The organism is Ruminococcus sp. 210702-SL.1.03 (genome assembly GCF_020559915.1).
GTDB lineage: Bacteria > Bacillota > Clostridia > Oscillospirales > Ruminococcaceae > YE71.
The window spans coordinates 21,553-48,194 of record NZ_JAJCLZ010000008.1; the positions used below are offsets into that span (position 1 = coordinate 21,553).

The following is a 26,642-nucleotide window of genomic DNA, read 5'->3' on the forward strand; positions in this document are numbered from 1 at the left end:
TGCTGATAATTGGAACGGTATCATTATGGAAATTATAAAATAAGCTTTTTACAAGAGTAATAAGTGCCAGTATCATAGCTATGTACGGCATTACAATGAATATTACTTTTAATTTCTTTAACATACTTATCACCTCAAAATTACGATCTATCGAGCAATATCGCCCCTTTGCTCTTTCCCCCATTATACCACACCGCGCCGAAATATTCAACACTAAAATTCAAAAATAAACTTTTCTCAGACCTCTTGACTTTGCCGAGCGCGCCCGCCCTTGCGTCCGCCCGAATTTTGTGGTATAATTAGACTATACTTTAGCGAAAGAACGGTGCATAAAATGCTTTACATAATGCGTCACGGAAAGACGGAATGGAACGCTTTGAAAAAATTGCAGGGCAGGACTGATATACCCCTCAGCGCAGAGGGGCGCGAGATGGCGGAAAAGGCGCGGGCGGAGTACGCCGACGTGCATTTCGACGTTTGCTTTTGCTCGCCGCTGATACGCGCGCGGGAAACTGCCGAGATACTTCTGCGCGGGCGCGGCGTGCCGATCATCGCGGACGACAGGCTGGCGGAGATGTGCTTCGGCGAAGCGGAGGGCATGACGGGCTATTTTGACGATACGGAAAGCCCCGTGAGCGCGCTCTTCCAGTCGCCCGAGAAGTACACCACCCCCGCAAAGGGCGGCGAAAGCTTTGAAGAGCTTTTCGCGCGCACCGGCGAGTTCCTGCGCGAGCGCGTTCAGCCGCTGCTGGAGCAGGGCAAAGACGTGCTGATAGTAGGGCACGGCGCTATGAATTGCAGCATTATCTGTCAGGTGAAAAACATACCGCTTGAAAAATTCTGGAGCGCGGGGATAGAGAACTGCAAGCTGAAAAGGCTTGTGTGACAAAATAAAATGCAGCTCGGCGTGGAAAACGTCGGGCTGTTTTTTGCATATTGCGGCGGCTTACTCTTCACCCCTGCCGTTCCATTTGTCGAATATCAGATGCACCAGCGGCGCGGCGGCGAACATATTCCAGAAAAAAGCCATGGGTAAATTTTTGATGAGCGTGCCCGCCCATATCGCGGGCAGGCGGGTCAGCGGCATACCGCCGAGAATTATCTGAAAAAGTATCGAGGCTATAAGGCTCATCAGCGGGCACATCACCTGCACCGTGCCTGCCTGCCGCATCAGTCGGCAAAAATAGGGGTTGTCCTTTTCGGGGTCGCAGTGCCTTTTCATAAAAGCCGCGCCCGCCCTGTTGCCAATAAGGTCTGATACTATGTATACTATTACTGTCATAAATACAGATTCTTTCAGCGCCTCCCAAAATACGGCGTATGATATGGCAGAAAAGCCCAAGCCTTTTGCCAAATTAAAGCCCATTCTTATCGAAGTGTTGTATACCTCCATTCCGTATGCCATAAAAAATGACATCAATATCCCAAATACTATTCCTTGTGTTTTTGTTTTCGGCATGATATGCCCCTCCTGTAAATAAATTATAAAAGGCGTGATCTTTTGCATTTGCAATAGACTACGCCCAAAGGACTTATTTTTATTAGTAGAGGAATACTGACTATCACGCATTTTACTAAGGCAAGACCGCACAAGGATCGCGTGCAAAGCCGCTAGGCGGTCCTTTTGCGGTATTACCCTAATGTATTATAGCATATTTTCTCGCGATTTTCAAGGGGGCAGGTTTAAGGCGTCATTTTATCAGCCGCACGCCTTCGATATGGCAGGCTTTCCGATCATAACCATACCGTGCCTGACCGCCTAAAGTCAAGGCGTAAAAAGCAGCCGAGCTTGCAAACTCGACTGCTTTTCTCATACCATATTATTTCACAAACTTAAATTTCTCAAAGTCGAAATTGCTGCCCGGCAGGAATGCGAACGAAACTTTCTGCCTGCCCGCTGCGCCTGTAAGGTCAAACCTGCGCTCGGTGTAATTATCGGCGTCGTCTGCGCGGAATTCGCAGAGTATGCGCTTCTCGCCGTCCTCGCCGCTGAGGATAAGGTGTATGCTGTTGAGCGCGAGCGGTGATCTTCCGCTTATCACAAGGGAGCTAGGCGCTTCGGCAAAGTCAAATTCGCCAAAGTCGAGCACTACGTTGTTGCCTATGCCCAGCACGCAGTTTCCAGATACTTCAAATTTATCTCCGTAGATGTTGTCCGCTTCCGCAGCGCTTATCTCGGCAAACTCGCGCGCCTGCTTTTCAAATTCAAAGCCGCTTATCTGATAGCCCTTTGTTGTGAGTATCGTCAGCGTGCGCACACCTTTCAGCTTTCTGTTCAGCTTGTAAGTTTCGGGCTTGAATACCATCCACTCGGGCTGCTTTAGGTACTCGAAGCTGCCCAGCAGCTCGCCGCCCTCGCCGGGTATGCCGTCGTAGAAGCTGATGTCTACGGGGTCGAGCGTGTTCGCCCAAATGTGTACTTTTATGGTGTCGGCGCCGCTGCCGAAGTCGATGTTGTCGTAAGCCGCCCACGATGTTTCGCCGCCGCTTGCAAAGCATACTCCGCGCTTTACGCCGCCTGTAACGCCCTCGCTCGTGCGCGTGTAAAGTCCGCCGATGACGAAGCTGTACGGGTCGGTGAGCGCGCTGCCCAAGCCCTCGGCTTTGAAGTGCAGTACTGAGATTATGTGGCAGTGCTCAGTGCCGTTTTTGCACATCGCGCGCAGCCAAAATTCGCCGTCGCCTCGTGCCTTTACCGTAATGCCCTCTTCGCCTGCGCTGCATTCCGCGACGTTAGAGGTTATGCCCTTTTCGTTCGTCACCTTAAACTCTATCTCGTTCGCGTAGTCGGAGTTCGCGGGGCGCACGGCGTATCTCACCAGCGTTTCGGGGTGCTCGGGGTCCAGCGTAAGGCGTTCAGCGCTCAGCTCTATCTTGCGCACGGGTATCTCGTCAGTTCTGCCGCACTCGGTCGGGCAGGGCTGAGCGCTTTGCTGCGCCGATAATCCGTGTATGCGCTCGGCGGGCACGGCTTTCAGCTCGATAACTGCTTCGGGCAGCGAGGGCGAGGTCAGCGTTACCTTTATGCCGCCCGCTTCGCCGGTAGAGCCGATTATCGCGAGCATCTTGCCCGAGAAAAGCCTGCGCGAAGTGCCTTTGTACTGGTCGTAGTCGGTGCTGTCGCCGTTGTCAACGCCCATTAGCCTTCCCGCGCCCTCTACCGTTACGTTCACGCGGTCGTTGGCGTTGGCGCAGAATGTTCCGTTTTCGTCCAGCGCCGAGATTTCCAGATATGTAAGGTCTTCGCCGTCCGCCGCCAGCTCGGTCTTGTCGGGGATGATTTCGAGCTTAGCCGCGTCGCCGAACGAGCGCTGTATGTCCTCCGCTATGACTTCGCCGTTTTCGTTGTAAGCCAGCGCTTTCAGCTCGCCTTTTTGATAGGGGATAACGTAATCCGCCGTAAGCTTTGTGCCGTGCGTATGGTCGATGTCGAAAGCGCCCAGCGAGCCGCCGTTAAAGAAAAGCTCTACGCGCGGCGCATTCGAGCATACGCGAACGTCTGTCGGCAGACCCTCGCTGAAATCCCAGTAGGGGAATATGTGTACGAAAGGCGCAGCCTTGCAGTCAGTCCACTCGGCGCGGAAAATGTATGCGCTGTCTTTCGCAAAGCCCGCCGTGTCATATTGACCGAAGTAGGAGTTTTTGGTGCTGTAAGGAGTAGGCTCGCCGATGTAGTCGAAGCCTGTCCAGATGAACTGACCCGCGCAGTATTCCGCGTCGCGGTCTTTTATTATGCACTCTTCGGTATTTTTCGCGCCCCAGCCCGTGCAGCTGTTGCCCAGCGAAGAGCACTGCTCGTCATCGTCGGTAAGCAGTATCTCAGAGAGCGGGAAGTGGTATATTCCGCGGCTCTGCACTACCGAAGCCGTTTCGCTGCCGTATATCATCCAGTCGGGGTGAGCGGCGTGGTGGTCGGCGTAAAGGCGCTCGCCGTAATTATAGCCTACGAGCTTTAGTATATCGCCGCATTTTTGTCCGTTTTCCCACTGCATGAAGTTCGAGCCGAAGGTAACGTAGCCGTTGCCTGCGGGGTCGTGAAGCTGTACCAGCCTTTTCAGCAGCGATGTTACTTCCTGTCCGCGGTCGTCGGCGTGGGTGTCGAATATCTCGTTGCCGATGCTCCAGCCGATCAGCGAGGGGCGGTTTCTGTCACGGCGCACCCATGAAGCCACGTCTTTATCTACCCATTCGTCAAAAAATCTTGCGTAGTCGTAGTCGGTCTTTGAGCGCTCCCACATATCGAAGCCCTCTGAGAGTATCAGCATGCCCGTTTCGTCGGCAATGTCCATAAATTCCTCCGCAGGCATATTGTGCGAAGTTCTTATGGCGTTCACGCCCATCTCGCGCAGCTTTTTGAATCTGCGGCGAATGGCTGCGGGGTTAGATACCGCGCCCAGACAGCCGTTGTCGTGGTGCTCGCACGAGCCGTGCAGCTTGACGTGTCTGCCGTTTAAGAAAAAGCCCTTGTCGGTGGTGAACTCTATCGTGCGGTAGCCGTATTTTTGGCTCACGCGCTGTACGCACTCGCCGTTCACGAATATCTCAGAAATCATAGCGTACTGCTGCGGGTCGGCGATGTCCCAAAGCGCGGGGCTTTCGAGGGTCATTCTCTGCGCCGTCAGCGAATACGCCGCGCCGCTCACGCGGACCGCCTGCGGTATGCAGCTCTCGTCCGCCGCGCATATGTCTGAGATGTACGAAGTCTGCTCGCTGCCGTCAGGCGCTATTATCGTATTTTTTATCTGTATGCCCGCAACTGATGTTCCTGCGGGGCGGAGTATCTCGGCGGTCACTTCCGTTAACCACTCGCTGCCGCGCTTTTCGGTTGTGATGTATATTCCGTCGTTGCCAAAGCGCACCTCTGAGCTTTCGCAGAGCCATACTTTGCGGAAAATTCCCGCGCCCGAGTACCAGCGCGAGTTTGGCGAACGGTGGTCTGCGCGCACGGTTATCTCATTTTCGCCGCCGCGCATCAGCTCGGTAATATCGAACTGAAAAGCCGAGTAGCCGTATTTCCACTCGCCCGCCTTTTCGCCGTTTACATAAACGGTGCTGTCCATATACACGCCGTCGAAGCGTATGTATGTGCGCACGCCCTCTTTTTTTGCGTATGTAAAGCGCTTTCTGTACCAGCCTGTAGAGTCCTCGTAGAGGGCGTTGGTGTCGTATATCAGCCAGTCGTGCGGAATGTCGGTGTGGGCGAAGGGCATATCTGCCGAATACTCAGCGCCGAGCGGGGCTTTGTAAAATTCCCAGCCGCTGCAAAAAAGCTCGCGGTTTGAATAAGTTTCGCAAAAGTCCATATCAAAAATTTCCTTTCATTATATCATGAGTATGCAAATATTTTCTGTATTTACGTTACTTATATTGTATCAGCATTTAGCTGTCAAGTCAATAAACGATATTGATATTTTATAAAGATATGAATATCCGTGCGAATTTTTTATAAAAAAACCGCGCAGATCTTTTTCGGTCTGCGCGGCAGTGTTCATATGCGTTTCGGAAGATGGCGTTTACTCTACGCCCGCGGCTTTCTTTATGCCGTTTATGATGTCCTCGTTTTGCCACTTCATATCGGCGCGGAGGAAAAGCCCGCCGTCGTCCCATATGTAGGTGGGTATGCCTGCTTCGGTGCAGAAGCTTACGAAGTCTTCGCAGAATTTCACGCGCGAAGCTTCGTCGTTGCCGTAGCAGGTGCCGTATTCGCCGACTATAACGGGTATGCCCTTATCGACAAAAGTGGTCTTTAGCTGCTCGACTTTCGACTTCATAAGGCTTACCTCAGCTTCAGTGCCCCAGTCGTGCTGATTGGTGGTGGTGCAGAATTCCCAAGGGGTGTAGTAGTGCACCGAAACTATGCAGCGGTCGGCGGGGTCGCTAGGCAGCTTGTATTTCTCATTGCAGGTGCGCTCTATATCCGTCCAGTAGCCCGCTATCAGCAGGTGGCGCTTATCGTTGTTGCCGCCGGAAGCGCGCACGGTGTCTACAAATTTCTGGTTGAGCTTATTGAGCGTTTCGTAGGCCGCGTCCTCAGCCATATCGTCAAAGCCGACCTCGTTCATCGACTCAAATATCAGCTTGTCGCCGTAGTTCTTAAAGCGGTCGCAGATCTGCTCCCAAACTTTCACATATTTCGCTTCCACGCCCTCGTAGTCTGTCGAAGCGTTTCTTACCCACGCGCCGAAATCGGGGTCGCCGCCGCCATCATGGTGAATGTTTATGATAACGTACATATCGAGGTCGTAGGCGTAGTCAACTACCTCCTGCACTCTGTCCATCCAGTCAGCGTCGATAACGTATTCGTCGTTCATGTGGTCGCGCCAGGTAACGGGTATGCGCACCGAGTCGAAGCCCGAGTTTTTCACGAACTCCAGCTGTTCTTTGGTAACGGTGGGGTTGCCCCAAAGCGTTTCGTCTACCTTGTCAGCCGTTTCGTTCGCAACTCCGTCGCCGTCGCGGTCGGCGTTGCATACGTCGAGCGAGTTGCCGAGATTGTAGCCCAGCTTCATCTCTTTTACCAGATCCATCGAGCTTATGTCGCGCATAGTGCCCGCAGAGCCGCTTTCGGTCTTCTTATCGCCGCCGTTCGATGAGCTTTCATTTTTGCTTCCGCAGGCAGCCATCGAAGCGCAGAGCGCTGCGGCAGCCGCAGCCGCCATTATTCTTTTCATTACAGCCATTGTGATGATTCCTTCCGTGCTTTCGCTCAGCGTATGCCCGGCATTTTGTCCAGCAGCGCCAGCATTTTGCCCATCTGTTCGTCAGTGCCTACGGTTATGCGCAGGCGGTTGCCTATCTTCGGCTTGTTCCAGTAGCGCACATATATGCCGTTCTCGCGCAGGTAGCCGAATATCTCCTTTGCTGAAAGGCTCTTGTGCTCGGCGAAGAGAAAGTTTGTCGAGCTTTTCGCCACGTCAAATCCCATGCCGCGCAGGCTCTCGGCGCAGCGGTCGCGGGTAGCCATTATCTTGCCGACTATCTCGCGGAAGTATGCGTCGTCGTTTATCGAAGCCACGCCTGCCTCTATCGAAACTTTGTCCATCGGGTAAGAATTGTAGCTGTCCTTTACCGCGCCCAGCATTTGTATCAGCTCGGGGCAGCCTATCGCCATGCCTATCCTCATGCCCGCCATAGCGCGCGACTTTGAGAAGGTCTGCGTTACCAGCAGGTTCTCGTACTTTTTGGTAAGCTCTACCGACGAATAGCAGCCGAAGTCTACATACGCTTCGTCGATTATAACTACGCAGTCGCGGTTGTGCTCCAGCAGGTCTATGATGAAGTCTTTTCCCCTGCCGATAGATGTCGGGGCGTTTGGGTTCGGGATAACTACTCCGCCGTTTTCGCGGTAAAAGTCCGCCGCATTTATCTCAAAGCGCTCGTCAACTTCGGGCGTTTCATAGGGTATTTTCAGCAGCTCGCACCATACGGGGTAAAAAGAGTAGGTAACGTCGGGGAAAAGTATAGGCTTATCCGAATTGAAAAACGCGCGGAAAGCCGTAGCCAGCACGTCGTCAGAGCCGTTGCCTATGAATATGTTTTCCGCCGTAAGCTCCACGCCGTTTTCTGCCGAAAGACGCTCGGCGGCGGCTTTTCTCAGCAGGGCGGCGTCCATAGAGGGGTACAGCCGCAGACCCTCCGCCTTAAACCGCGCGATAACTTCGCTTACAGCAGGCGAGGGCGGATATGGGCTTTCATTCGCGTTGAGCTTGATTATGTCGTCGCTCTTCGGCTGTTCGCCCGCCGTGTAAGGCTCTATGTCTATATAATTTTTTCTCCAGAGTTTCTCGCTCATGTAAAATTCAGACCTTTCATAAGCATACCATGTATACTTGTATACTATATTAAAGTAATTATATCACACCCGCCGCCAAATGTCAACGCCGAGCAAAAAAGCGCCCCTGCGTTTTCGGCACAGGAGCGCTGATGATATAATATTTAGATAAAGTCTACAAGCTCAAGATATGCGCTGTACATCTTATCGGTATTGGGATCTATCGTTATGCGCAGCGAATAGAGCGGTGTCAGACCCATTGGAGTGGCATTCCCGAGCATACTTCCGCAGTACGCCGAGCCGTCGCTGCTCACGCCGTATCTGCCGGCATTTTCGGCGCTCGGCTTTGTGTATACATATGAAAGGTAGCTGCCGGAGATGCTTATCTCGCTGTCGGAACTCATGCCGTTCTGCTCGAAGAATGATGCTATGTTCGCAGCAGTTATCTCCTCGGCGCTCACGCAGTCGTCAACATCGTGCTTATAGATGAGTTGATTTAAGCGGGTGAGCAGACCGTGCGGCAGCCATGCAGGCGTATTGCAGCCTACGTCATACTCGTCATCAAGCTCCTCCGCCCACGCTACATACGAATTTTCCAGCGTCACCTTACCGTTCGGGTCGGTAAGGTTTACGGGATAAACTGCTATTCTGTTCTTGCTGCTGCCCTTCGGCGTTAGCGTAAGCCTGTACATCGTGTACCACGGCTTATTTGTGAGCATGATATTGTCGCCGCCAACGTCATACTCCAGCAGGTTATCCTTATTTTCCTCGTAAGTGCCGTCGCCGTAAGCGAAATCGTACTTGTCGGAATACTGCTCGTAAAGTTCGGCTACCGTTATCTTGCCGCCAAGCTGAAAAATGTCGTTTCCTATCTGAACAAGTCCGGAACTCATGGCGGCTGAGGTTATCTCGCTGCTCGGCTCGGTCGGCATAGTCTGCGGCTCGGCCGAATTTTCGTCAGAGCTTTCGTCCTCTTCGGCGGCTAAGCTATCCAGCGCATTTTCTACGTTCTTTTCGTCGATGTCATCAAGGTCGTCAAGGTCGCCAATATCTCCCGCGCCTATGTCCTCGCTCTCCGCCTTGCGCGAAGCTGCGGGCTTTTCGTCCGCCTTTTCGGGCTTGCCGCCCATGTTTACCGCGACGGCTATACCTCCGCCGACTATCACTGCCGCGCATACTCCCGCGATGACTTTTGCTTTAACTGTTGATAACATAGTTTTTCCTCCCGATACGGCTTTTGCCGATGTGTTTTCGGGAACGGTATTGGTGTGAGAGTTCTGTGAGTTCTGAGTATTCTGTGAAGTATCGGCGTTCGGGGTATCTCCTCCGAAAACGGAAAGCGGCGGCAGCGGCATATCCTGCGATTCCGCAAGTAGCAGCCTTGTGAGCACGGGTACGGGCAGGACCGCGTGCAGCCTGTCGTCGGTCTTTTTCTCGTAAATGAGCACCGCCTCCTTTATCTTCTTTCTGGCGGCGCTCAGGCGCGAAGTTACTGTGCCGCTGGGGCACTCCATTATCTGCGCTATCTCTTCCACGCTAAGCGAGTCGAAGTAGTAGAGTATAACGCTGCGGCGCTGCTCGGCGGTAAGCTCGCGGTCTATTATCTGCATGATGACGCGGCGCTTCTGCACGTCGGCGGCGTATTCTTCGGGTATGAGCCCCTCGTCGGGTATCACCTCCAGCGCTTCGTCTGTCAGCTCTTCCGCAGCAGGCTTTCTGAAATACGCCCTGCATTTGTTTATAGCTATGCGGTTTACCCATGCTGAGAAATTTTCAGGCTCTCTCAGCTCACCGAGTTTCAGCAGCGCCGTCATGAAGGTGTCCTGCACAGCGTCCTGCGCTTCCTGCGCGCTGCCGATAAGCTTTAGGCAGTTGAAATACACCGATCTGCCGACCTCTTCGTAAAGCCTGCCGAAAGCTTCCCTGTTTCCTTCCTTAGCCTGTAAGACTAGGGCTTTGATCTCTTCTTTTTTCATAAGCTGATGTACAATCTCCTATGTTGAAATATTTTCCCGTTTGGCTGATCTACTGGTCTTCTGACAAAAATAAACGACCCGTTTTCGCGTTTGTCAAAATAACTTCACAGTTTCGGAACTCTCACTTTTTCGTTCCTCATAAGTTAGATGCTTTGCGAAAGCGGATCGTTGAGTAAAATATAAAAGTTAATATATCATTTACAGATCGTTTATAAAAGTGCTCAATCAGTTATCATTTCGCGCACGCGCAGGTGTATTCCTACGCTGTCTGCTACTTTCTGCGAGCGCTTTATCTCGTCCTCGCCGATTATGTCTACCACCGTGAACATTACCTGCGGAACGTACTTTTTTACCTCCTGCGCGAATTTCAGCATAGCGCCGAAGCTGTCGGCGTCTTTGAAAGATGGGCGCGTTACCGCCTCGTACTCTTCCTTAGTAGGCGCGTTCAGGCTTATCGAGACGACGTCTATCAGCCCCGCAAATTCGGGAGCGGTATCGCGCTTGTTTATGAGGTCTGAAAGCCCGTTGGTGTTTATGCGCAGCGGCGTCTTACATACCGACTTTATATAGCGCGCGGTGTCTTTCAGCAGCTCAAGCTCGCAGGTAGGTTCGCCGTATCCGCAGAAAACTATCTGGCGGTAGGCGGCAAGGTCGCGCTTTGCGAGGTCTGCCTTTATCTCCTCAAGCGTGGGCTGATGCTCGAGCCAAAGCGGGTCAGAGCCGTAAGCGCCGTCGCCGTTGTTGCGTATGCAGAAAGTGCAGTTGCAGGGGCACTTGTTGGTTATGTTGAGATAAAGCGCGTCGTCTATCTCGTATGATATAGTCATTGCCTTTTCCATTTTTACATTACCTAGCCTTTCCTTTTATAAGTCTTACAGCCGCCGCCGCGCCTATTAAAATAGTGAGCGCTACGGCGCATATCAGAAGCACCCATGACGAGCGCTGAGATCGTACAAATTCGTCCATCGTGCGGCTGCCTATCGCTTTTTCGGCGACAGATGTCTTGCCCATAGCCGAAAGAGTCATTACCGTCATAAACTGCGCGTTTACCAGCCCCGCGAAAAATGCTGCGCCTGAGCCTATCGAGCGGAATATCGCCGAGTAGCTCTCGGTATTTTTGTAAGTGACCACGCCTTGTATGCAGTGCGCCAGAGCCAGCAGCGTGAAGAGCAGATAGCAGCCTGCTATTACGTAGCAGCCGTACTTGCTCTCTTCGTTCATAACGTCTGAAAGCAGCGTTATCAGCGAGATGGAAAGACCCAGACTCGCCGCCATCAGCACTACTGAGAGTATGCAGTTCGCCTTTTCGTATTTCTGCAAGGCGTTGTTTTTTATCTTTTTCGGCATTTTTTTACTCCTCCGTATCGTTATCCTGCGGCGGCTCTTCCGAGCGCTCTATCGTCAGCGAATCTATGCGCTGCGCGTCCTCCATCTTTACCGTCACGATGAAAGGCTCTATTATCAAGCGCTCGCCGTTTTCGGGAAAGCGGTCTATCTTCTCTATCACCCAGCCGCCCAGCGAATTTGAGTCGGCTTCGATAAGGTCTTCGTCGAGGTCGGCTTTTTCGAGAAAGTCTGATACCGAAAGCTCAGCCGATACCTGCCAGCGGTTTTCGCCCAGCACCTTGAAAGAATCGTCCACCTCGTCGCGCTCGTCGTAAATATCGCCCACCAGCTCTTCTATTATGTCCTCCAGCGTGCAGATTCCCTCAGTGCCGCCGTACTGGTCGATGACCACCGCCATGTGCACCTTTTTCTTCTGCATCAGCTTCATAACGTCTGAAATGCGTTTGCTCTCGGGTATGAATACAGGCTTGTTCATTATGCTTTCGATACCCTCGCTGCTGCCCGAAAGGTACAGCTTGAAGAAATCTGCCTGATGTATTATGCCGACGATGCTGTCGATAGTGCCTTCGTAAACAGGCATACGCGAGTAGCAGTTGTCCATGAATATCTCTTTTATCCGCTCCATATCGGTGTGTATCTCTACGCCCACGATGTTCACGCGCGGTACGAGCACCTCGCCGATGGATGTTTCGTCGAAGTCGAGCGCTGAGCGCACTAGGTCAGACTCCTGCTCTTCCAGTACGCCCTCAGTTTCTATCTCGTCGATTATGTATTTCAGCTCTTCTTCAGTAACGCTGGGCTGTTCTTTTTTACCGCCGAGAAGGGCGGTCGCGAACCGCTTTATCGCGGAGAAGAACCATATCGCGGGCGTGAGTATCGTCATGCAGACCGAAAGCGGCGCTGCCATCAGCATAGAGAAGCTCTCGGCGTTTTCTTTAGCCAAACTCTTCGGCAGTATCTCGCCGAATATAAGCACCAGCACCGTCATGACGAGGGTAGCCGCCGCCACGCTTCCGCTGCCGAACTGCTCGGTAAAAAGCACCGTAGCCAGCGACGAAGCGGAGATGTTCACGATGTTGTTGCCGATGAGTATAGCCGTAAGCGCCTTATCAAAATTCTCGGTGATCTTCAGCGCTTTCTGCGCGCTCTTGCTGCCCGAAGTCGCCAGATTTTTAAGGCGTATGTGGTTCGCCGCTGAGAAAGCCGTTTCAGTAGCCGAACATACGGCAGATATTGCTAAAAGCAGACATATCACTACTATTTTCATTTTAAAATTATTACCCCTTTTGAGATCATGAGATTATCGGTAAGCGGCATATTCTTCCATGCCGCATTACATACATATATTTATAATAACACATTGCGCGCAAAAAATCAAGATATAGAAGGCTCTTTGCGGCGGAATTTTTCCTATTTTGTGATCTCTGTTCGGAATAATTAAATATTTGTACTTGCAAAATTTATTTTTTTGATGTATAATCTTTAAGGTAAAAAAATAAAACAGCAAAATGTGCAGAAAAATTCAGAAAGAATGGAAAAGGAGAAATAAAATGGAGGATAACAGAAATACCGCACCCGATATTTTTGACCGCATGATGGGCAGCGGCTTTTTAAAAAGGTTCGAGCCTTTTTATAAGGCGCATAAAGAGATACTGCTCTACCTGCTCTTCGGCGGACTTACCACGCTGGTCGGCATAATCTTTTTCGCAATACCCGTGAAACTTATCTCGCTGCCCGAAGTTCAGCTTTTTGGGCACAAGATAAACCTTACCGTTCAGGTCGCGAACGTGATCTCTTGGGTGTGCGCGGTGACATTTGCTTATGTTACCAACCGCACATGGGTGTTTGAGAAAAAAGCTCACGGCTCTGCGGCGGTGGCGGGCGAGTGCGCAGCCTTTTTCGCAGGCAGGTTCCTGACGCTGGTGATAGAGAACATACTGCTCAATATCACGGTAGACAGCCTCGGCATGGGCGATATACTCGCGAAGATACTGGTCTCGGTAGTTACCATTATCCTGAATTATATTATAAGCAAGCTTTTTGTATTCCGCGGGGATAAAAAAGCTGCTTAAATCATGAGGTGACCTTTTTTATGAGTACGATTTTGACCGATGAATACAGCTACATATTATTTATAGCCGTTATTCTGCTTTCGACTAAGCTGCTGGGTCTGCTGACGCAGCGCTTCAATATGCCGCAGGTAGTCGGCGCGCTGGTGGCAGGTGTGCTTATGGGACCTTCCTGCTTCGGGCTGGTACAAAAGACCGAGTTCATCACGCCCCTCGCCGAGCTTGGCGTAATAGTGCTGATGTTCACAGCGGGTATGGAGACCGACCTGAAAGAGCTTAAAAAGTCCGGCGCGGCTTCTTTCGTTATAGCGATGTGCGGCGTGCTCGTGCCGATAGGCGGCGGCTACCTGCTCTCGCGCATATGGGGCATAGGCACCGACAGCTCCGGCAACATGGCTTCGGCATTCTTACAGCAGATATTCATAGGCATAATACTCACCGCTACGTCTGTAAGCATAACGGTAGAAACGCTCAAAGAGCTTGGCAAGCTAAAGACCCGTGCGGGCAGCGCTATACTCGGCGCGGCAGTGATCGACGATATACTGGGCATAGTAGCCCTCACCATAATAATGTCTGCCGGCGGCGGCAGCGGCGAGGACGGCGGCTCTATCGGCATAGTACTGCTCAAAATACTCGGCTTCTTCGCGGTAGCTGTTCTCTCGGCAGTGCTCTTCCACATCGTATTCTTCAAATGGCGCGCGCATGATAAGAAAGACCTTCGCCGCCACACAGTTGTCTGTTTCGTATTCTGCCTGCTGCTTTCGTGGATAGCTGAGGAATTTTTCAGCGTAGCGGACATCACAGGCGCGTTCGTAGCAGGTCTGGCGCTTTCGGGTATGCCGACTACCAGCTACACCTCCACCAAGTTTGAAACGGTATCATATATGCTGCTTTCGCCCGTATTCTTCGCGAGCATCGGTCTTTCGATGACAAATATCAGCATGAGCGGCTCTATGATAGCCTTCACCATACTGCTCACCGTTATAGCCGTTCTCACAAAGATAATCGGCTGCGGTCTGGGCGCAAAGATATGCAGATACACCAATAAGGAAAGCGTGCAGATAGGCGTGGGCATGATCTCGCGCGGCGAGGTAGCGCTTATAGTCGCCAACAAAGGTTCGGCGAACGGTCTGATAAGCGAAGAGCTTTTCGCACCGATAATCATAATGGTAGTAGTTACCACCATAGTTACCCCGATACTGCTGAAACTTGTTTTCCACGACAAGCACGCGGCAGAGCCTGCACAGGCGTAATTTTAAACTATATCAGGCAGATCGTTTCAGATGGAGCGGTCTGCTTTTTGTTTCAGCCCAGCACCCGAGTTACCCCCAGCGTTGGGTCGAAGCCTTTTTCGATAGCCGACATCCCGCTTTCGATAAATATCTGCTCTTTCGGCAGCTCGCGCGGGGTGTATCCCGTAAGCTGCTTGAACACGCGGTTGAAACTGCGTATAGTGCCGAAACCTGCCGCCAGCGCCGCTTCGCCGATAGCCATGTTCCCGCGCGAGAGCATTTTTACCGCCGCGCTCACCCGCACTATGTTCAGGTATTCCGAAAATGTCATGCCCGACATCTTGCGGAAATATTTTGAGAAATACGGCTTGCTGAAACACATGAACTCCGCCGCTTCGTCAAAGGTCATGTCCGCGCAGCGCTCTGAGATAAGGCTCAGCAGGTCTTTGTACGCCGTGCTTTCGCCCAGCTTGCCCGCTTCCTGCGTTTTTTCGCCGCGAAATATCTCCGCCACAAGCGCCATCGCAAGCCCCGTGCAGACGGCTTCATGGTATTTTTCGCCTGCCGAGATCTCTCGGCGTATCCTCTCGGCAGTTTCCGCTATCGGATAACTGTTTTCCAGCAGGGGGCATACGGGCGCGCGCTCGCCAGCTACCGAAGCTATCAGCTCTGACTTTATTTTCATCACAGTCAGCACGCTTTCGGCCTCCGCCTTTATGTAATGCACAGCCCCGCCGCGCACGAAAATGCACCGCCCCTCGGTAAGCTGATACACTGTATTTTCCGCCATTACCTCGGCACAGCCGCTCTCGGCGTAGATAAGCTCGCTCTCAATATGCCAGTGCGGCAGATTTTGCAGACCGCCGTACCTCTGCACCGCCGCCTGCAATTTTCCCGAAAGCACGCTTTGTTCGTATTTTGCTATCATCGCATTTCACCTCTGTATATGATTATACCACACAGGTTAATAAATGTCTATAATCGGTAAACAAAATTCTTGAAAAAATCTGCATATTAGATTATAATACGGTTAAGGCAAGACCGCACAATGACCGCCTAGCGGCTTTGCACGCAATCTGCTTGCATATTTTCCGTCATATTGCACAGAAACTCCTTACCATACGCTAGTATGCCTGCGTCGTTTCTATACAATCTGACTAAAAATCTGACTGCGCATCTTACGCGCAATCCTTGTGCGGTCTTGCCTTAAGCATTTGGGATTTTAACGGAGGGAGCAAATATCATGAAAAAATTATATTTTATAACAGGCAGCCAAGACCTTTACGGCGAGGCTACTCTCGCTCAGGCGGCCGCCGACGCAAAGGAAATGGCGGCGTACTTGGGCGAAAAGCTCACTGACATCGCCGAGGTAGATGCAAAGCCCGTGGTGAGAAACAGCGCCGAAGCGCTCGATATATGCGCCGCCGCCAGCACCGACAGCGCCTGCATAGGCGTTATAATGTGGATGCACACATTCTCGCCCGCGAAGATGTGGATAAGCGCGCTCAAAGCTCTGCGCAAGCCCATGCTCCACCTGCACACGCAGTACAATGAGCGTTTGCCGTATGATAGCATCGACATGGACTTCATGAACCTAAACCAGTCGGCGCACGGCGACCGCGAGTTCGGCTTTATCTGCACGCGATTAGGCATAAAGCGCGAAGTGGTAGCGGGCTACTACAAGCACGCCGACGTTATCGAAAAGATACGCCGTTTCGCGCAGGCGGCCGCGGCGGTGGATCTCGGCAGGGGCATGAGAGTTGCGATGTTCGGCAGCAATATGCGCGACGTTGCCGTTACTGACGCCGACAGGGTAGAGTGCGAGATAAAGTACGGCTGGAACGTGAATTATTACGGTATAGGCGACCTCTGCGACATGATTTCCGAAGTCACCGAAGCCGAGATAGACGCTAAAATGGCTGAGTACGCCGAAAAGTACGCTATGAATACCGACAACACCGCCGCCGTTCGCGAGCAGGCTAAGTACGAGGTCGCGCTTGATAAATTCCTCGCGCGCGAGAATATTTCCGCTTTTACCGATACTTTTCAGGACTTGCACGGTCTGGAACAGCTTCCCGGCCTTGCCGCGCAGAACATAATGGCTAAGGGCTACGGCTTTGGCCCTGAGGGCGACTGCAAGACCGCCGCGCTCGCCGCAGTGCTCGGCAAACTGGCTGATGGCAGAGAGGGCGCTACCGGCTTTCTCGAGGACTACACCTACGACCTGCCCGAGGGCGGCGAGGCAGAGCTGGCTTCGCATATGCTGGAGGTTTCGCCAGTATTCGCCGCTGAAAAGCCCGCGATAGAGGTTCACCCGCTGGGTATAGGCGGCAAGTCTGCCCCAGCGCGACTAGTGTTTGAGGGCGTTACCGGCGAGGGCATTGCCGTTTCGCTGATAGATCTGGGCGACCGTTTCAGACTCGTCTGCGCCGAGATAACACTTGTAAAACAGCCCGCCGCTATGCCGAAGCTGCCCGTAGCGAGAGTTATGTGGAGGCTGAAGCCCGATCTCGCGACAGGCTCGGCGGCTTGGATATACGCGGGCGGCGCTCACCACGCGGTAGTTTCCACCGCCCTCACCGTTGACGATATTCGCCTTTACGCAAAAATGACCGATACCGAGCTTGTTGTGATAGACGGCAAGACCGAGCTGAACGCTTTTGAACAGCAGCTTGAGCTGCTCGATACCGTTGCGAAACTGAGGAGGTAGATCATGTTGGAACTGAAAAATACATATCTTGGAATAGAGCTCGGCTCTACCCGCATTAAGGCGGTGCTCATCGGCGACGATTATGCGCCGCTCGCTTCGGGCAGCCACGACTGGGAAAACCGCCTTGAAAACGGCTTCTGGACATACTCGCTCGAGGATATTCACGGCGGCGTAAGAGCCTGCTTCGCCGACCTCGCCGCAGACGTTCACGAGAAATACGGCGTGCCGCTGACCACCGTAGGCGCTATGGGCATTTCCGCGATGATGCACGGCTACATGGTTTTCGATAAGCAGGATAAGCTGCTCGTTCCATTCCGCACATGGCGCAACACCACCACTAAGCAGGCGGCGGAGCAGCTTTCGGCGGCGCTGGGCTTTAATATCCCGCAGCGCTGGAGCATAGCGCACCTTTATCAGGCGGTGCTGAATAAAGAGCCGCACATCGGCGAGATAGCGCACATCACCACCCTCGCGGGCTACATAAATTACCTGCTGACGGGCGAAAGAGCGGTAGGCGTGGGCGAAGCTTCGGGCGTTTTCCCCGTTGAGAAGGGCGCTTACAACGCCGACTATATGCGAACCGCTGAGAAAATGCTTGCCGAGCAGGGTTTTTCGCTGCCGCTTGCGGAAGTTCTGCCGCCGATAAAGACTGCGGGCGAGGGCGGTGCGTACCTTACCGAAGAGGGCGCGGCGTTCCTCGACCCGACGGGCACGCTGAAAGCAGGCGTACCGCTTTGTCCCCCCGAGGGCGACGCGGGCACGGGCATGGCTGCCGCTAACGCAGTACGCGTCGGCACGGGCAACGTTTCGGCAGGCACTTCCACATTCTCAATGCTGGTATTGGATAAAAACCCCGCCGCCGCTTACCCTGAGATAGATATGGTCACCACCCCAGACGGCGCTCCCGCAGCTATGGTGCACTGCAACAACTGCTGCTCTGAGCTGGACGCTTGGGTGAAGCTTTTCGGCGAATTTGCGGCGCTCACGGGAAACGCCATCGACAGATCGGCGCTTTACGAAACGCTTTATAAGAACGCAATGACGGGCGACCCCGACTGCGGCGGCGTTACCTCGTTCAACTACCTCTCAGGCGAGCCTGTTACGGGCGCGGAGAGCGGCAGACCGATGTACTTCCGCCAGCCCGACGGCAAAATGGATCTCGCGAATTTCTTCCGTGCGCAGATCTACTCGGCTTTTGCAACGCTCAAGATCGGCATGGATATACTCTTTGAAAAAGAGCAGGTAAAGGCTCAGCAGTTTACGGGTCACGGCGGGATATTCAAGGTAAAAGGCGCGGCTCAGCAGGTGCTCGCCGACGCGCTCGATACGCCCGTTTCGGTAATGGCGACTGCCGGTGAGGGCGGCGCTTGGGGCATGGCTCTGCTGGCGGCTTACATGATAAAGGGCGGAGGAAAGACCCTGCCCGACTGGCTCGACAGCGAAGTTTTCGCGGATATAGAAAAGCTCACCGCCGCGCCCGAAGCTGGGGGCAAGCGCGGATTTGACGAATATATCAGAAGATACAAGGCTGCGCTGGCGGCTGAAAAATTACTGGGAGATGTGAAATAATGCTTGAAAAACTGAAAGAAGAAGTGCTCGCGGCGAACCTCATGCTGCCGAAGTACGGCCTTGTAACATTCACATGGGGCAACGTTTCCGCTGTGGACAGAGCGAGCGGAATGATGGTGATAAAGCCCTCGGGCGTTGAGTACGGCAGCATGACCGCCGATGACATGGTGGTGGTAGACCTCGCGAGCGGCAAGGTAGCTGAGGGCAGATACAAGCCCTCGAGCGATACGCCCACCCACTTGGAGCTGTACCGCGCTTACGATAACATCGGCGGCATAGTACACACTCATAGCCGTTGGGCAACGTCTTTCGCGCAGGCGGGCGCAGGCATAATTCCGATGGGCACTACGCAGGGCGACTATTTTTACGGTGAGATACCCTGCACGCGCGACATGACCCCCGCCGAGATAGGCGGTGAGTACGAAAAGGAAACGGGCACTGTTATAATCGAAGCTTTCGCGGGCGCAGACCCTATGACGATACCTGCGGTGCTTGTGAAGAACCACGGTCCGTTCGCATGGGGCGCAAATGCCGCCGAAGCGGTGCACAACGCGGTAGTGCTTGAGGAGATAGCTTTTATGAACTACCACGCCGCCGCGATAAACCCGCAGGCAGGCCGTATGCCGCAGGCTTTGCTGGATAAGCACTATCTGCGCAAGCACGGCGCGAACGCTTATTACGGTCAGAACTGAGATACATATATTTTTGCAGCGTTGTTTTTTGACTGCCATATTTCATGTTTCTAAAAAAAGTATACAGATTAGTTATAAAAAATGTTTGATATATCTGCTTAAATGCTATACAATAGATTTATTATTTAGATTCAAAGAGGTGACCATAAAAATGTGTGATACCGAAGAGTTTGATTCCAAGATAAAGCGCGTGCTCATAACCGAGGACGAGATAAAGGCGAAGATAGCCGAGGTCGGCGCGCAGATCAGCCGCGAGTATGAGGGCAAGCCGCTGCTGCTGGTGAGCATTTTAAAGGGCGCTTTCGTTTTCATGGCGGATATTTGCCGCGCTGTTACCGTGCCCTGCGAGATAGGCTTTATGTGCGCAAAAAGCTACTATAACGGCACATCTTCCAGCGGTATAGTAAAGATAACCATGGATCTCGATCAGGATATAAGCAAGTTTCATGTGATAATAGTAGAAGATATTATCGACACGGGCAGAACGCTCAGCGACATTATCAAGCTTCTGAAAGCCCGCGACCCTCTCTCGCTGAAAGTAGTTACCCTGCTCGATAAGCCCGACCGCAGACTGGTAGACCTTAAAGCAGACGTTTCGCTCTTTACCATACCCGACTATTTCGTTATAGGCTACGGACTCGACTGCGCCGAGATATACCGAAATCTGCCTTACATAGCGGAATATGACGCGGACTAGGGCAACACCGCACAACTATTGTGTACGTATTACGCCGTCAGATTTTTCGTCAGATTGCCTAAAGCCGATGAAGGCTAACTCGCGTTAGTCGAAGAGGTTTTAGGTGATATGACGGGAAATATGCAAGTAAGACGTACACAAAGCCGATAGGCGGTAGTTGCGCGGTGTTGCCCTAACTATTAGCATAAAATATCAAAGCGTGTACCACATTTTGCGGCACACGCTTTTTTCTTTATTCTAGCTTTTTATCTACACATTTCTAAGCATCATACATAGGTGATAGTAACGCCCGAAGCTTTTATCCTGCCCCTTATCACCAGCGTTTTGTCCAGCTTCGCCGAGTTGGTAGCGCCCTCTTCCGTTATACCGCCCGCGCGGCAGTCAGCCTCTATGCGCACCATCCACTCGCGCGGGATGTACAGCTCAAGACCGCTGCAAAGCACGTCGAGGTTTATCTCGGCTCTGTTTTCAGCCATGTCTGCGCCGTCGAAATACACCTCCGAGCCGCTGTAATGGCAGAATATATCAGCCTTTTTGAACTGCTGCGAGGTGATGTAATTGGTAGCGCCCGCAAAGCTCGCATTTATCTGCACATTTTCGCCGTCGTATGAATTTTTCGTGCTCTCCGGCTTGCCGTAAACTCTGCCGCTCCACTTTTTCTGCGTCATGCGGTAGCGGTAAGGGAATATCAGCGATAAGCCGATGCTGAGGCATACTGCCGTTATCAGCACGGGGAAGGGGGTGAGCTTTTCTATTCCCAGCGGCTCGGCGAAAAGTATCGCCATTACCGCCAGCGGGCAGAAAATTCCCCAGAAATTTAGGCGGCGTATGCTGTTGACGATAATGGGTATCAGCAGCAGCGAAATGACTACGCTAAGCGCGCTGACGCCGCCCAGCAGACCCAGCTTGCTGAGTATCACGGCAGCGCCGGCAAGTATGAAAAATAAGCCCCATATAAGATTTTTGCCTTTCATAAGTATCTCCTTTCGCCCAGCCTTAATTTTAGTACTTTCAGATAACTGCGGCCGGCGTACAGTTGCTTGTCAGTTCCCGCGAAGCTTATCAGCGTGGCGGAAGCTAAGCCCTTTTCTACTGAGTAGATGTGCTTTACATTTACGATGGCGGATTTTGAAACGCGCACAAATTTCTGCGGCAGGGTGTTTTCAAGCTCGAAAAGCTTCGCCTTTACCTGAAAAACATCGTCCGCGGTGTGGGCGCTGAGAAAATTGCTCTCGGTCTCAAAGAAAAGAATAGTATAGAGTCAAGCGGCGGGAAAAACTGCTTGCCGCCCTTGAAAAACGCTACGTCGGCGCTGCCCATAGCCTCAGCCGCGCGCTTTAAGCGGAGTATGTTTTCATCAACGTCGCGGCAATGTATCACCACAGTATCGGCGGGCAGCTCTTCGTCGGTAACTATTTTCACTTTCAATTTTCTCACCTCCGCTGATATTATTATATAGCAGATCGCCGCGTTTGTAAAGCGTAATTTGCCAAGCGGTAAAAAAATGGGGGTAAGCGGTATTTTTTCGCCCTCAAATGCGCGCTCTTCATCGCAGGCTGTCTGTATGTATATGTAAATATATTCCAATATTCTTAATTTTCACATTATAATGCCTTGACATAACAGCCGTATTGCAGTATAATAAATAGTGTGTTTGCGCATATAAAAAAGAGAGTGCAGACCTCGCGAAACTTGTGTATATATAGATTTAAAAACGGAGGATCAAAAATTGAGGACAACTTTTCTAAAAAGCATTTCACAAATTATGATAGCTGCATTTGCACTGCTCGCGGCGGTGCTCGCACTGCCTGCGCTTACAGCTTCGGCGGCGGATGGCGCTTACTCTACTGGCGCGCTGCTGCCCGAATACTCCAGCTCGGAGGAGGTAAGCGTGCTCGACTACAAGGCGGACGCTAAAGGCAGCAAAGACAGCGCCAGCGCTATACAAAAAGCGCTGAACGTCGGCAAAAGCAAAGGCTCAGACAGCCACCAAGTAGTGGTGCGCGTGCCGGCGGGTACATATAAAATATCCAAAACGCTGAAAATTTACAGCAATACCCATCTTATACTCGAGGACGGCGCTACGATAGTAAAGGGCTTTTCGCAGGGCTGTATGCTGAAAAACACCATGCAGTACGGCGGGGGCGGCTATGGCGCTGACAGAAATATAGTTATAGAGGGCGGCACATGGGACGGCAACACTTCGGCTTACAACAGTATGTATACCTTTTCTAATATACGCATAGCCCACGCGAACAATATCGCTTTCCGCGGGGTGAGCGTTTTAAATAACAAAAACGGCCATCATTTGGAGATAGGCGGCGTGCAGGGGCTTTCGATAGACGGCTGCTATTTCAGCGGATATACAGGCTCGCTGGTGAAAGAGGCTATACAGCTCGATGTAATGAACAGCGCTGAGCTTTTCTCAGGCTTCGCGCCTTTTGACGACACCGCCTGCGACAACGTGCTGATACAAAACTGCACATTCCGCAACATACCGCGCGCGATAGGCTCGCACTCGGCGGTAGTCGGCAAATACTATACTAACGTCACCATAAGGAACAACAATTTCAGCGATATATGGGACGTTTGCATGATACTGTATAATTACCGCAAATGCACCGTTTCGGGCAACACCATAACCGACTGCGGCGCGGGGCTGACTTTCAATTACATGAGCGACGAGAGCTTTCGTCACTATTTCTGCGCGGTAACGGGCAACTCTACTTCGGGCATAAACACCGACGCGGATACCGTAATCACCGGCAACAGTATTACTACCGTGCAGACCACCATGCAGTTCGAGCCTTACGCCATAAAGCTTTTCGGCAAGAGCGTTTCGGCTAATAAAGATTACCCCGCATATAATTACACGGTGGATAACGTTAGCGTTACGGGCAACACGATAGTTACAGCTGGCAGCGCTATAAACGCTACCAACGTCTACGACAGCGAAATATCAGACAATGAGATCTCGCCGAACGCCGATGTAGACTGCGTTGACTCAGACCTCATAAGCCTTTCGTACTGTTACAGCACAGATATAAAGAGCAACAAGATAAGCGGCTCTTACAAGAGCGGTCTGCGCGCCTCCAACGCTTCAGACCTCAGCATAACGGGCAATACTTTCAGCAAAAACGCCGTGTGCGCTATGGTGCTGGGCAACACGAAAAAATCATCGGTGAATAAAAACACCATCAAGGACAGCGCTACGGGCGGCGTGAAGCTGGGCGAGGGCTGCGCCAGCGTTACGGTAAACAAAAACGTTATCAAAAACTGCTCGGAGTACGGCATACAGGTAGTATCGGCAGGCTCGGGCAAGGATATAAAGCTGAAATCAAACGACCTTTCGGGCGGCAAGGTAGGAATTTCCTGCATAAAGAGCGGCAAGGCTTACCTCTATGGCAATTCCTTCGAGGCGGTTTCCGACAAGGTGTACGCCGACGCCGAGGGGCTGATTACCCTTGCGGAAGCGAAGAATTTCACCGCTGAGGAAGTTACCGAAAACCGCATAAAGCTGATATGGAACTCTATCAGCGAGGCGGACGGCATATCCGTTTACCGCAAACAGGCGGGCGCGGAAGAATTTGAGCTTATAGCTTCGGTAGACAGCGGCGCGCTTTATCAGGACGAGCGGCTGAACTCCGGTACTAACTACGTTTACAAGATAGTGCCTTTCATCACGGTGAACGATACGGGCGTGAACAACACCGAGTCGAAAGAGATAGGCGCGAGAACTAAGATAAATATCTCCACGGCGTATATCGAGTGCGCTGACACGGCGGCATTCACGGCTATGCCCGTAACGCCGAATTTCAAGATAATAGCCGACAGCCGCGAGCTTATGGCGGGCGCGGATTACGACTACAAATTTGAAAACAACATCTACACAGGCACGGCTACCCTTACCGCTACGGGCAAGGGCGACTACGTCGGCAGCCTGACATACAGCTTTGAGATAACGCTGGGCATGACGGGAACATCTGGCGGGGTATCGAGAAACGCGATAGCTGCCTCGGCTTTCACTAATGGCAGCGGATACAGATTTAAGGTAAGCTGCACCGAGGGCGGCGGAGCGCTGCTGGCGCAGGGCGATAAGCGCTTTACCCGCGAGGAGATAGCTATAAACTCCATTCGTTTGGAAGTGCCCGTAGATACCTCGGTACGCGCCGAGCTTTGGAACGGCAGCGGCTACCGCGGATTTTAAAGGCAGGTGCGCAGTATGGCAGAAAATGTTTTAAGGTCTTTTAGATCGGTAAAAGCATATGTACGCGGCAAAACGCGGGAGGCTTCTGCCGAGAGAAAAAGGCTGACGGCGCTGGTATGCGCGGCAGTCTGCGCAGCGGCGGCGGTTATATATTTCGCGGCTTTCGGCGGCGTTGCTGAGCGGGAATATACGGGCGAAACGGGCGCGGCGGCAGATACGCCCCGTGCGGCGGCGCAGACGTATTTCGACGCATTTGCCGCGAGCGATGATGAAAAGTACATAGCCGTGATGCCGCCTTTTTTGAAAGAAGAGCGCGCTTTGCTTTTCGATAACGAAGCGGAATTTTACGAATCATACCGCTCGCAGTTTGAGGACGAGCGGGAGTATTATTCGGCGGTGTACGGCTCAGACTTCGCGATCTCATACGCTGTGACGAACGAGCGGGCGTATGACGAGATAGCGGGCAAAAACGGCGTTTCGCAGGCGGAGATACTCGAGGTAAAAGCCTATATCGACGGCAAAAAGCTGCACCGCGAGCTTAAAGGCACGCTGACTGCCGTGAAGTGCGGCGAAGGGTGGTACATTTATGAAAGTGATTTTAAAGAAGCGTTCTGGTAACGGGAATTTCAGCCTTACGGAAGCGCTCGGTCTGCCTGATGTGAAGAAATACGCGCGGTATCTGTACAATATGCGCTCGCATTTCCGCACTATTACAGACCATAGACATATGGTGATGCGGCACTGCGTGAAAGCGGGGATACCCCTGCGGGGCATGCTGCACGACCTCTCAAAATACACGCCCTCGGAATTCATCCCCGGCGTGAAATATTATCAGTGTACGCGCTCGCCGAACGAGGGCGAGAGGGAAGCCTACGGCTTTTCATACGCGTGGATGCACCACAAGGGCAGAAACCGCCACCATTTTGAATACTGGACAGATTACGACCCGAAAACAAGGCTGATGAGCCCTGTGAAAATGCCGCTGAAGTACGTCAAAGAGATGTTTTGCGACAGAGTTGCGGCGAGCAAGATATACAACGGGGAAAACTACACTGATTCCGACGCGCTGGCTTATTTTATGAAAGCCAAGGGCAGAAGAGTTATCCACCCCGACACCTCCGCGCTGCTGGAGCACCTGCTGAGAATGTTGGCTGCCAAGGGCGAGGAATACACATTCGACTATGTACGCCGACTGAGAAAATACTGATATGAAGAGATTAACTGATACAGCCGCTGCCGCTGCACTTTGTGCGATGTGCGCGGTTTTTGCGTATAACGGCGCGGAGATAGCTGTGGCGGCGGTGCTGCTGACCTTTGCGGCTGCGCTTTTTACGGTGTATTTCGATATGCGGTGGGCGGCGCTTGCGGTGAATACCGTTTACGCGCTAGCCTGCTTTGAGTGCCCCGAGCTTTGTGCAGGGCTGCCCGCGGCTGTGTACGGCATGGCGGCGGCGGGGCAAAAGCTGCCTTTGGCAATATCCGCGGCGGCGCTTATGATGAGATTTGCCGACAGCGAATTTTCGGGAGCGGTATTCTGCGCAGTATGCACGGGCATGGCTGTGCTGATAAGCGCGAGGACGAGCGCGCTGGAAAAATGCAGCCGAAAGCTTATAGAAACGCGCGATAATTCCGCCGAGCTGAACATTATTCTGGCTGAGAAAAACCGCGCGCTGGCGCTTTCGCAGGACAGGGAAGTGTACATGGCGACGCTGAAAGAACGCAACCGCATAGCGCGCGAGATACACGACAGCGTGGGGCATATGCTGACGAGGAGCATTTTGCAGATGGGCGCGCTGACGGTGCTTACGCCCGAGGGCGAGCAGAAGGAGCATTTGAAGCAGATACAGCAGACGCTTGACGGCGCTATGACGAGTATGCGCAAAAGCGTGCACGATCTGCGCGACGAATCGGTAGACTTGGAGCAGATGGTGCGCTCGGCGGCGGACGCGGCGGCTGAGAGATTTCGCATATCGCTGGATTACGACATGGGTTCGGACGCGCCGACGGAGGTAAAGCTGGCGTTTGCGGCAATCGTAAAAGAAGCGCTGACGAACGCGGCGAGGTACAGCGACGGCGACGAGGTGCGCATATCGGTGCAGGAGTACCCCGCGTTTTACAGGGTGATGGTTCGTGATAACGGCGCGAACCCTGTGCGGCGCGACATAGAGCCGACGGCGGGCGCGGCGGGAATGGGCCTTAGCAACATGGCTGACCGTGCGCGCGGACTGGGCGGAAGCATAAACATATCGTCAGACGAAAAAGGATTCAGAATATTTGCGGCTGTACCGAAGAACAGCAGTATGAAACGGAGAAGCTGAGGGTATAGGGGATATTGAGGAGAAGTTGGAAGTGGTAAAGGTATAACGCCGCTG

At 52.6% G+C, this 26,642-nt stretch carries 23 protein-coding genes; 11 read left to right on the plus strand and 12 right to left on the minus strand.

All coding sequences use genetic code 11. From position 1 onward, the window contains the following. Positions 1-334 precede the first annotated feature (334 nt). Positions 335-886, plus strand: a complete 552-nt coding sequence (locus LI114_RS05920; protein ID WP_227219877.1) for a histidine phosphatase family protein — start codon at positions 335-337, stop codon at positions 884-886. Between the two features lie 60 nt (positions 887-946). Here LI114_RS05920 and LI114_RS05925 read toward each other — a convergent pair whose 3' ends face one another. The 8 genes from LI114_RS05925 to LI114_RS05960 all read right to left on the minus strand — a co-directional run bounded on the left by LI114_RS05925 (position 947) and on the right by LI114_RS05960 (position 12,361). Beyond that, positions 947-1,459: a hypothetical protein gene (locus LI114_RS05925; RefSeq protein WP_227219878.1), complete on the minus strand. Its 513-nt coding sequence runs from the start codon at positions 1,457-1,459 to the stop codon at positions 947-949. Between the two features lie 361 nt (positions 1,460-1,820). Continuing rightward, complete coding sequence (locus tag LI114_RS05930; RefSeq protein ID WP_227219879.1) at positions 1,821-5,303, minus strand: DUF4982 domain-containing protein; 3,483 nt, start codon at positions 5,301-5,303, stop codon at positions 1,821-1,823. Between the two features lie 210 nt (positions 5,304-5,513). After that, a complete protein-coding gene (locus tag LI114_RS05935; protein ID WP_227219880.1) occupies positions 5,514-6,680 on the minus strand; it encodes a glycoside hydrolase family 5 protein in 1,167 nt (388 codons plus the stop codon). A gap of 26 nt (positions 6,681-6,706) precedes the next feature. After that, positions 6,707-7,792, minus strand: a complete 1,086-nt coding sequence (locus LI114_RS05940; RefSeq protein ID WP_227219881.1) for a pyridoxal phosphate-dependent aminotransferase — start codon at positions 7,790-7,792, stop codon at positions 6,707-6,709. 143 nt (positions 7,793-7,935) lie between these two features. Next, complete coding sequence (locus LI114_RS05945; protein WP_227219882.1) at positions 7,936-9,747, minus strand: RNA polymerase sigma factor; 1,812 nt, start codon at positions 9,745-9,747, stop codon at positions 7,936-7,938. Between the two features lie 221 nt (positions 9,748-9,968). Beyond that, a complete protein-coding gene (locus tag LI114_RS05950) occupies positions 9,969-10,574 on the minus strand; it encodes a TIGR04100 family radical SAM protein (protein ID WP_227219883.1) in 606 nt (201 codons plus the stop codon). Between the two features lie 19 nt (positions 10,575-10,593). After that, a complete protein-coding gene (locus tag LI114_RS05955) occupies positions 10,594-11,094 on the minus strand; it encodes a hypothetical protein (RefSeq protein ID WP_227219884.1) in 501 nt (166 codons plus the stop codon). Between the two features lie 4 nt (positions 11,095-11,098). Beyond that, entirely contained in the window at positions 11,099-12,361 is a 1,263-nt protein-coding gene (locus tag LI114_RS05960) for a hemolysin family protein (protein WP_227219885.1), read from the minus strand. A gap of 283 nt (positions 12,362-12,644) precedes the next feature. Here LI114_RS05960 and LI114_RS05965 point away from each other — a divergent pair, with 283 nt between their 5' ends. Both LI114_RS05965 and LI114_RS05970 read left to right on the plus strand, forming a co-directional pair. Then, a complete protein-coding gene (locus tag LI114_RS05965) occupies positions 12,645-13,166 on the plus strand; it encodes a GtrA family protein (RefSeq protein WP_022128092.1) in 522 nt (173 codons plus the stop codon). Positions 13,167-13,186: 20 nt separating this feature from the next. Then, positions 13,187-14,416, plus strand: a complete 1,230-nt coding sequence (locus LI114_RS05970) for a cation:proton antiporter (protein ID WP_227219886.1) — start codon at positions 13,187-13,189, stop codon at positions 14,414-14,416. A 52-nt stretch (positions 14,417-14,468) separates the two neighbouring features. On the opposite strand, the gene LI114_RS05975 is transcribed toward LI114_RS05970, so the two are convergent. Next, on the minus strand, positions 14,469-15,323 hold the full coding sequence (locus tag LI114_RS05975; RefSeq protein WP_227219887.1) for an AraC family transcriptional regulator: 855 nt from the start codon (positions 15,321-15,323) through the stop codon (positions 14,469-14,471). Positions 15,324-15,638: 315 nt separating this feature from the next. Between LI114_RS05975 and araA the strand changes: the two genes are divergently transcribed. From araA to hpt, 4 genes are all read left to right on the plus strand, one after another. Further along, positions 15,639-17,105, plus strand: a complete 1,467-nt coding sequence (gene araA, locus LI114_RS05980) for an L-arabinose isomerase (protein WP_227219888.1) — start codon at positions 15,639-15,641, stop codon at positions 17,103-17,105. Positions 17,106-17,108: 3 nt separating this feature from the next. Beyond that, positions 17,109-18,674, plus strand: coding sequence for a xylulokinase (locus LI114_RS05985; RefSeq protein ID WP_227219889.1), 1,566 nt, complete (start codon positions 17,109-17,111; stop codon positions 18,672-18,674). After that, on the plus strand, positions 18,674-19,366 hold the full coding sequence (araD, locus tag LI114_RS05990) for an L-ribulose-5-phosphate 4-epimerase (protein ID WP_227219890.1): 693 nt from the start codon (positions 18,674-18,676) through the stop codon (positions 19,364-19,366). Before LI114_RS05985 ends, araD begins: the two co-directional genes overlap by 1 nt. Before the next feature lie 151 nt (positions 19,367-19,517). After that, positions 19,518-20,063 carry a hypoxanthine phosphoribosyltransferase gene (gene hpt, locus LI114_RS05995; protein ID WP_227219891.1) on the plus strand — a complete coding sequence of 182 codons (546 nt, stop codon included), beginning with the start codon at positions 19,518-19,520 and terminating at the stop codon, positions 20,061-20,063. Between the two features lie 266 nt (positions 20,064-20,329). On the opposite strand, the gene LI114_RS06000 is transcribed toward hpt, so the two are convergent. The 3 genes from LI114_RS06000 to LI114_RS06010 are packed head-to-tail and all read right to left on the minus strand — an operon-like array spanning position 20,330 to position 21,491. Beyond that, entirely contained in the window at positions 20,330-21,037 is a 708-nt protein-coding gene (locus LI114_RS06000) for a LiaF transmembrane domain-containing protein (protein ID WP_227219892.1), read from the minus strand. Further along, positions 21,034-21,315, minus strand: coding sequence for a LytTR family DNA-binding domain-containing protein (locus LI114_RS14360; protein ID WP_227219945.1), 282 nt, complete (start codon positions 21,313-21,315; stop codon positions 21,034-21,036). Before LI114_RS14360 ends, LI114_RS06000 begins: the two co-directional genes overlap by 4 nt. Beyond that, positions 21,249-21,491: a hypothetical protein gene (locus LI114_RS06010; protein ID WP_227219893.1), complete on the minus strand. Its 243-nt coding sequence runs from the start codon at positions 21,489-21,491 to the stop codon at positions 21,249-21,251. The genes LI114_RS14360 and LI114_RS06010 overlap by 67 nt, the downstream gene beginning before the upstream one ends. Positions 21,492-21,828: 337 nt before the next feature. Here LI114_RS06010 and LI114_RS06015 point away from each other — a divergent pair, with 337 nt between their 5' ends. From LI114_RS06015 to LI114_RS06030, 4 genes are all read left to right on the plus strand, one after another. Continuing rightward, a complete protein-coding gene (locus tag LI114_RS06015; protein ID WP_227219894.1) occupies positions 21,829-24,270 on the plus strand; it encodes a right-handed parallel beta-helix repeat-containing protein in 2,442 nt (813 codons plus the stop codon). Between the two features lie 15 nt (positions 24,271-24,285). After that, the gene (locus tag LI114_RS06020; RefSeq protein ID WP_227219895.1) at positions 24,286-24,888 is read left to right on the plus strand and encodes a hypothetical protein; all 603 of its coding nucleotides are present in this window, start codon (positions 24,286-24,288) and stop codon (positions 24,886-24,888) included. Between the two features lie 70 nt (positions 24,889-24,958). Further along, entirely contained in the window at positions 24,959-25,477 is a 519-nt protein-coding gene (locus tag LI114_RS06025; protein WP_227219946.1) for a DUF5662 family protein, read from the plus strand. Between the two features lies 1 nt (position 25,478). After that, complete coding sequence (locus tag LI114_RS06030; RefSeq protein ID WP_227219896.1) at positions 25,479-26,588, plus strand: sensor histidine kinase; 1,110 nt, start codon at positions 25,479-25,481, stop codon at positions 26,586-26,588. Positions 26,589-26,642: the final 54 nt, after the last annotated feature.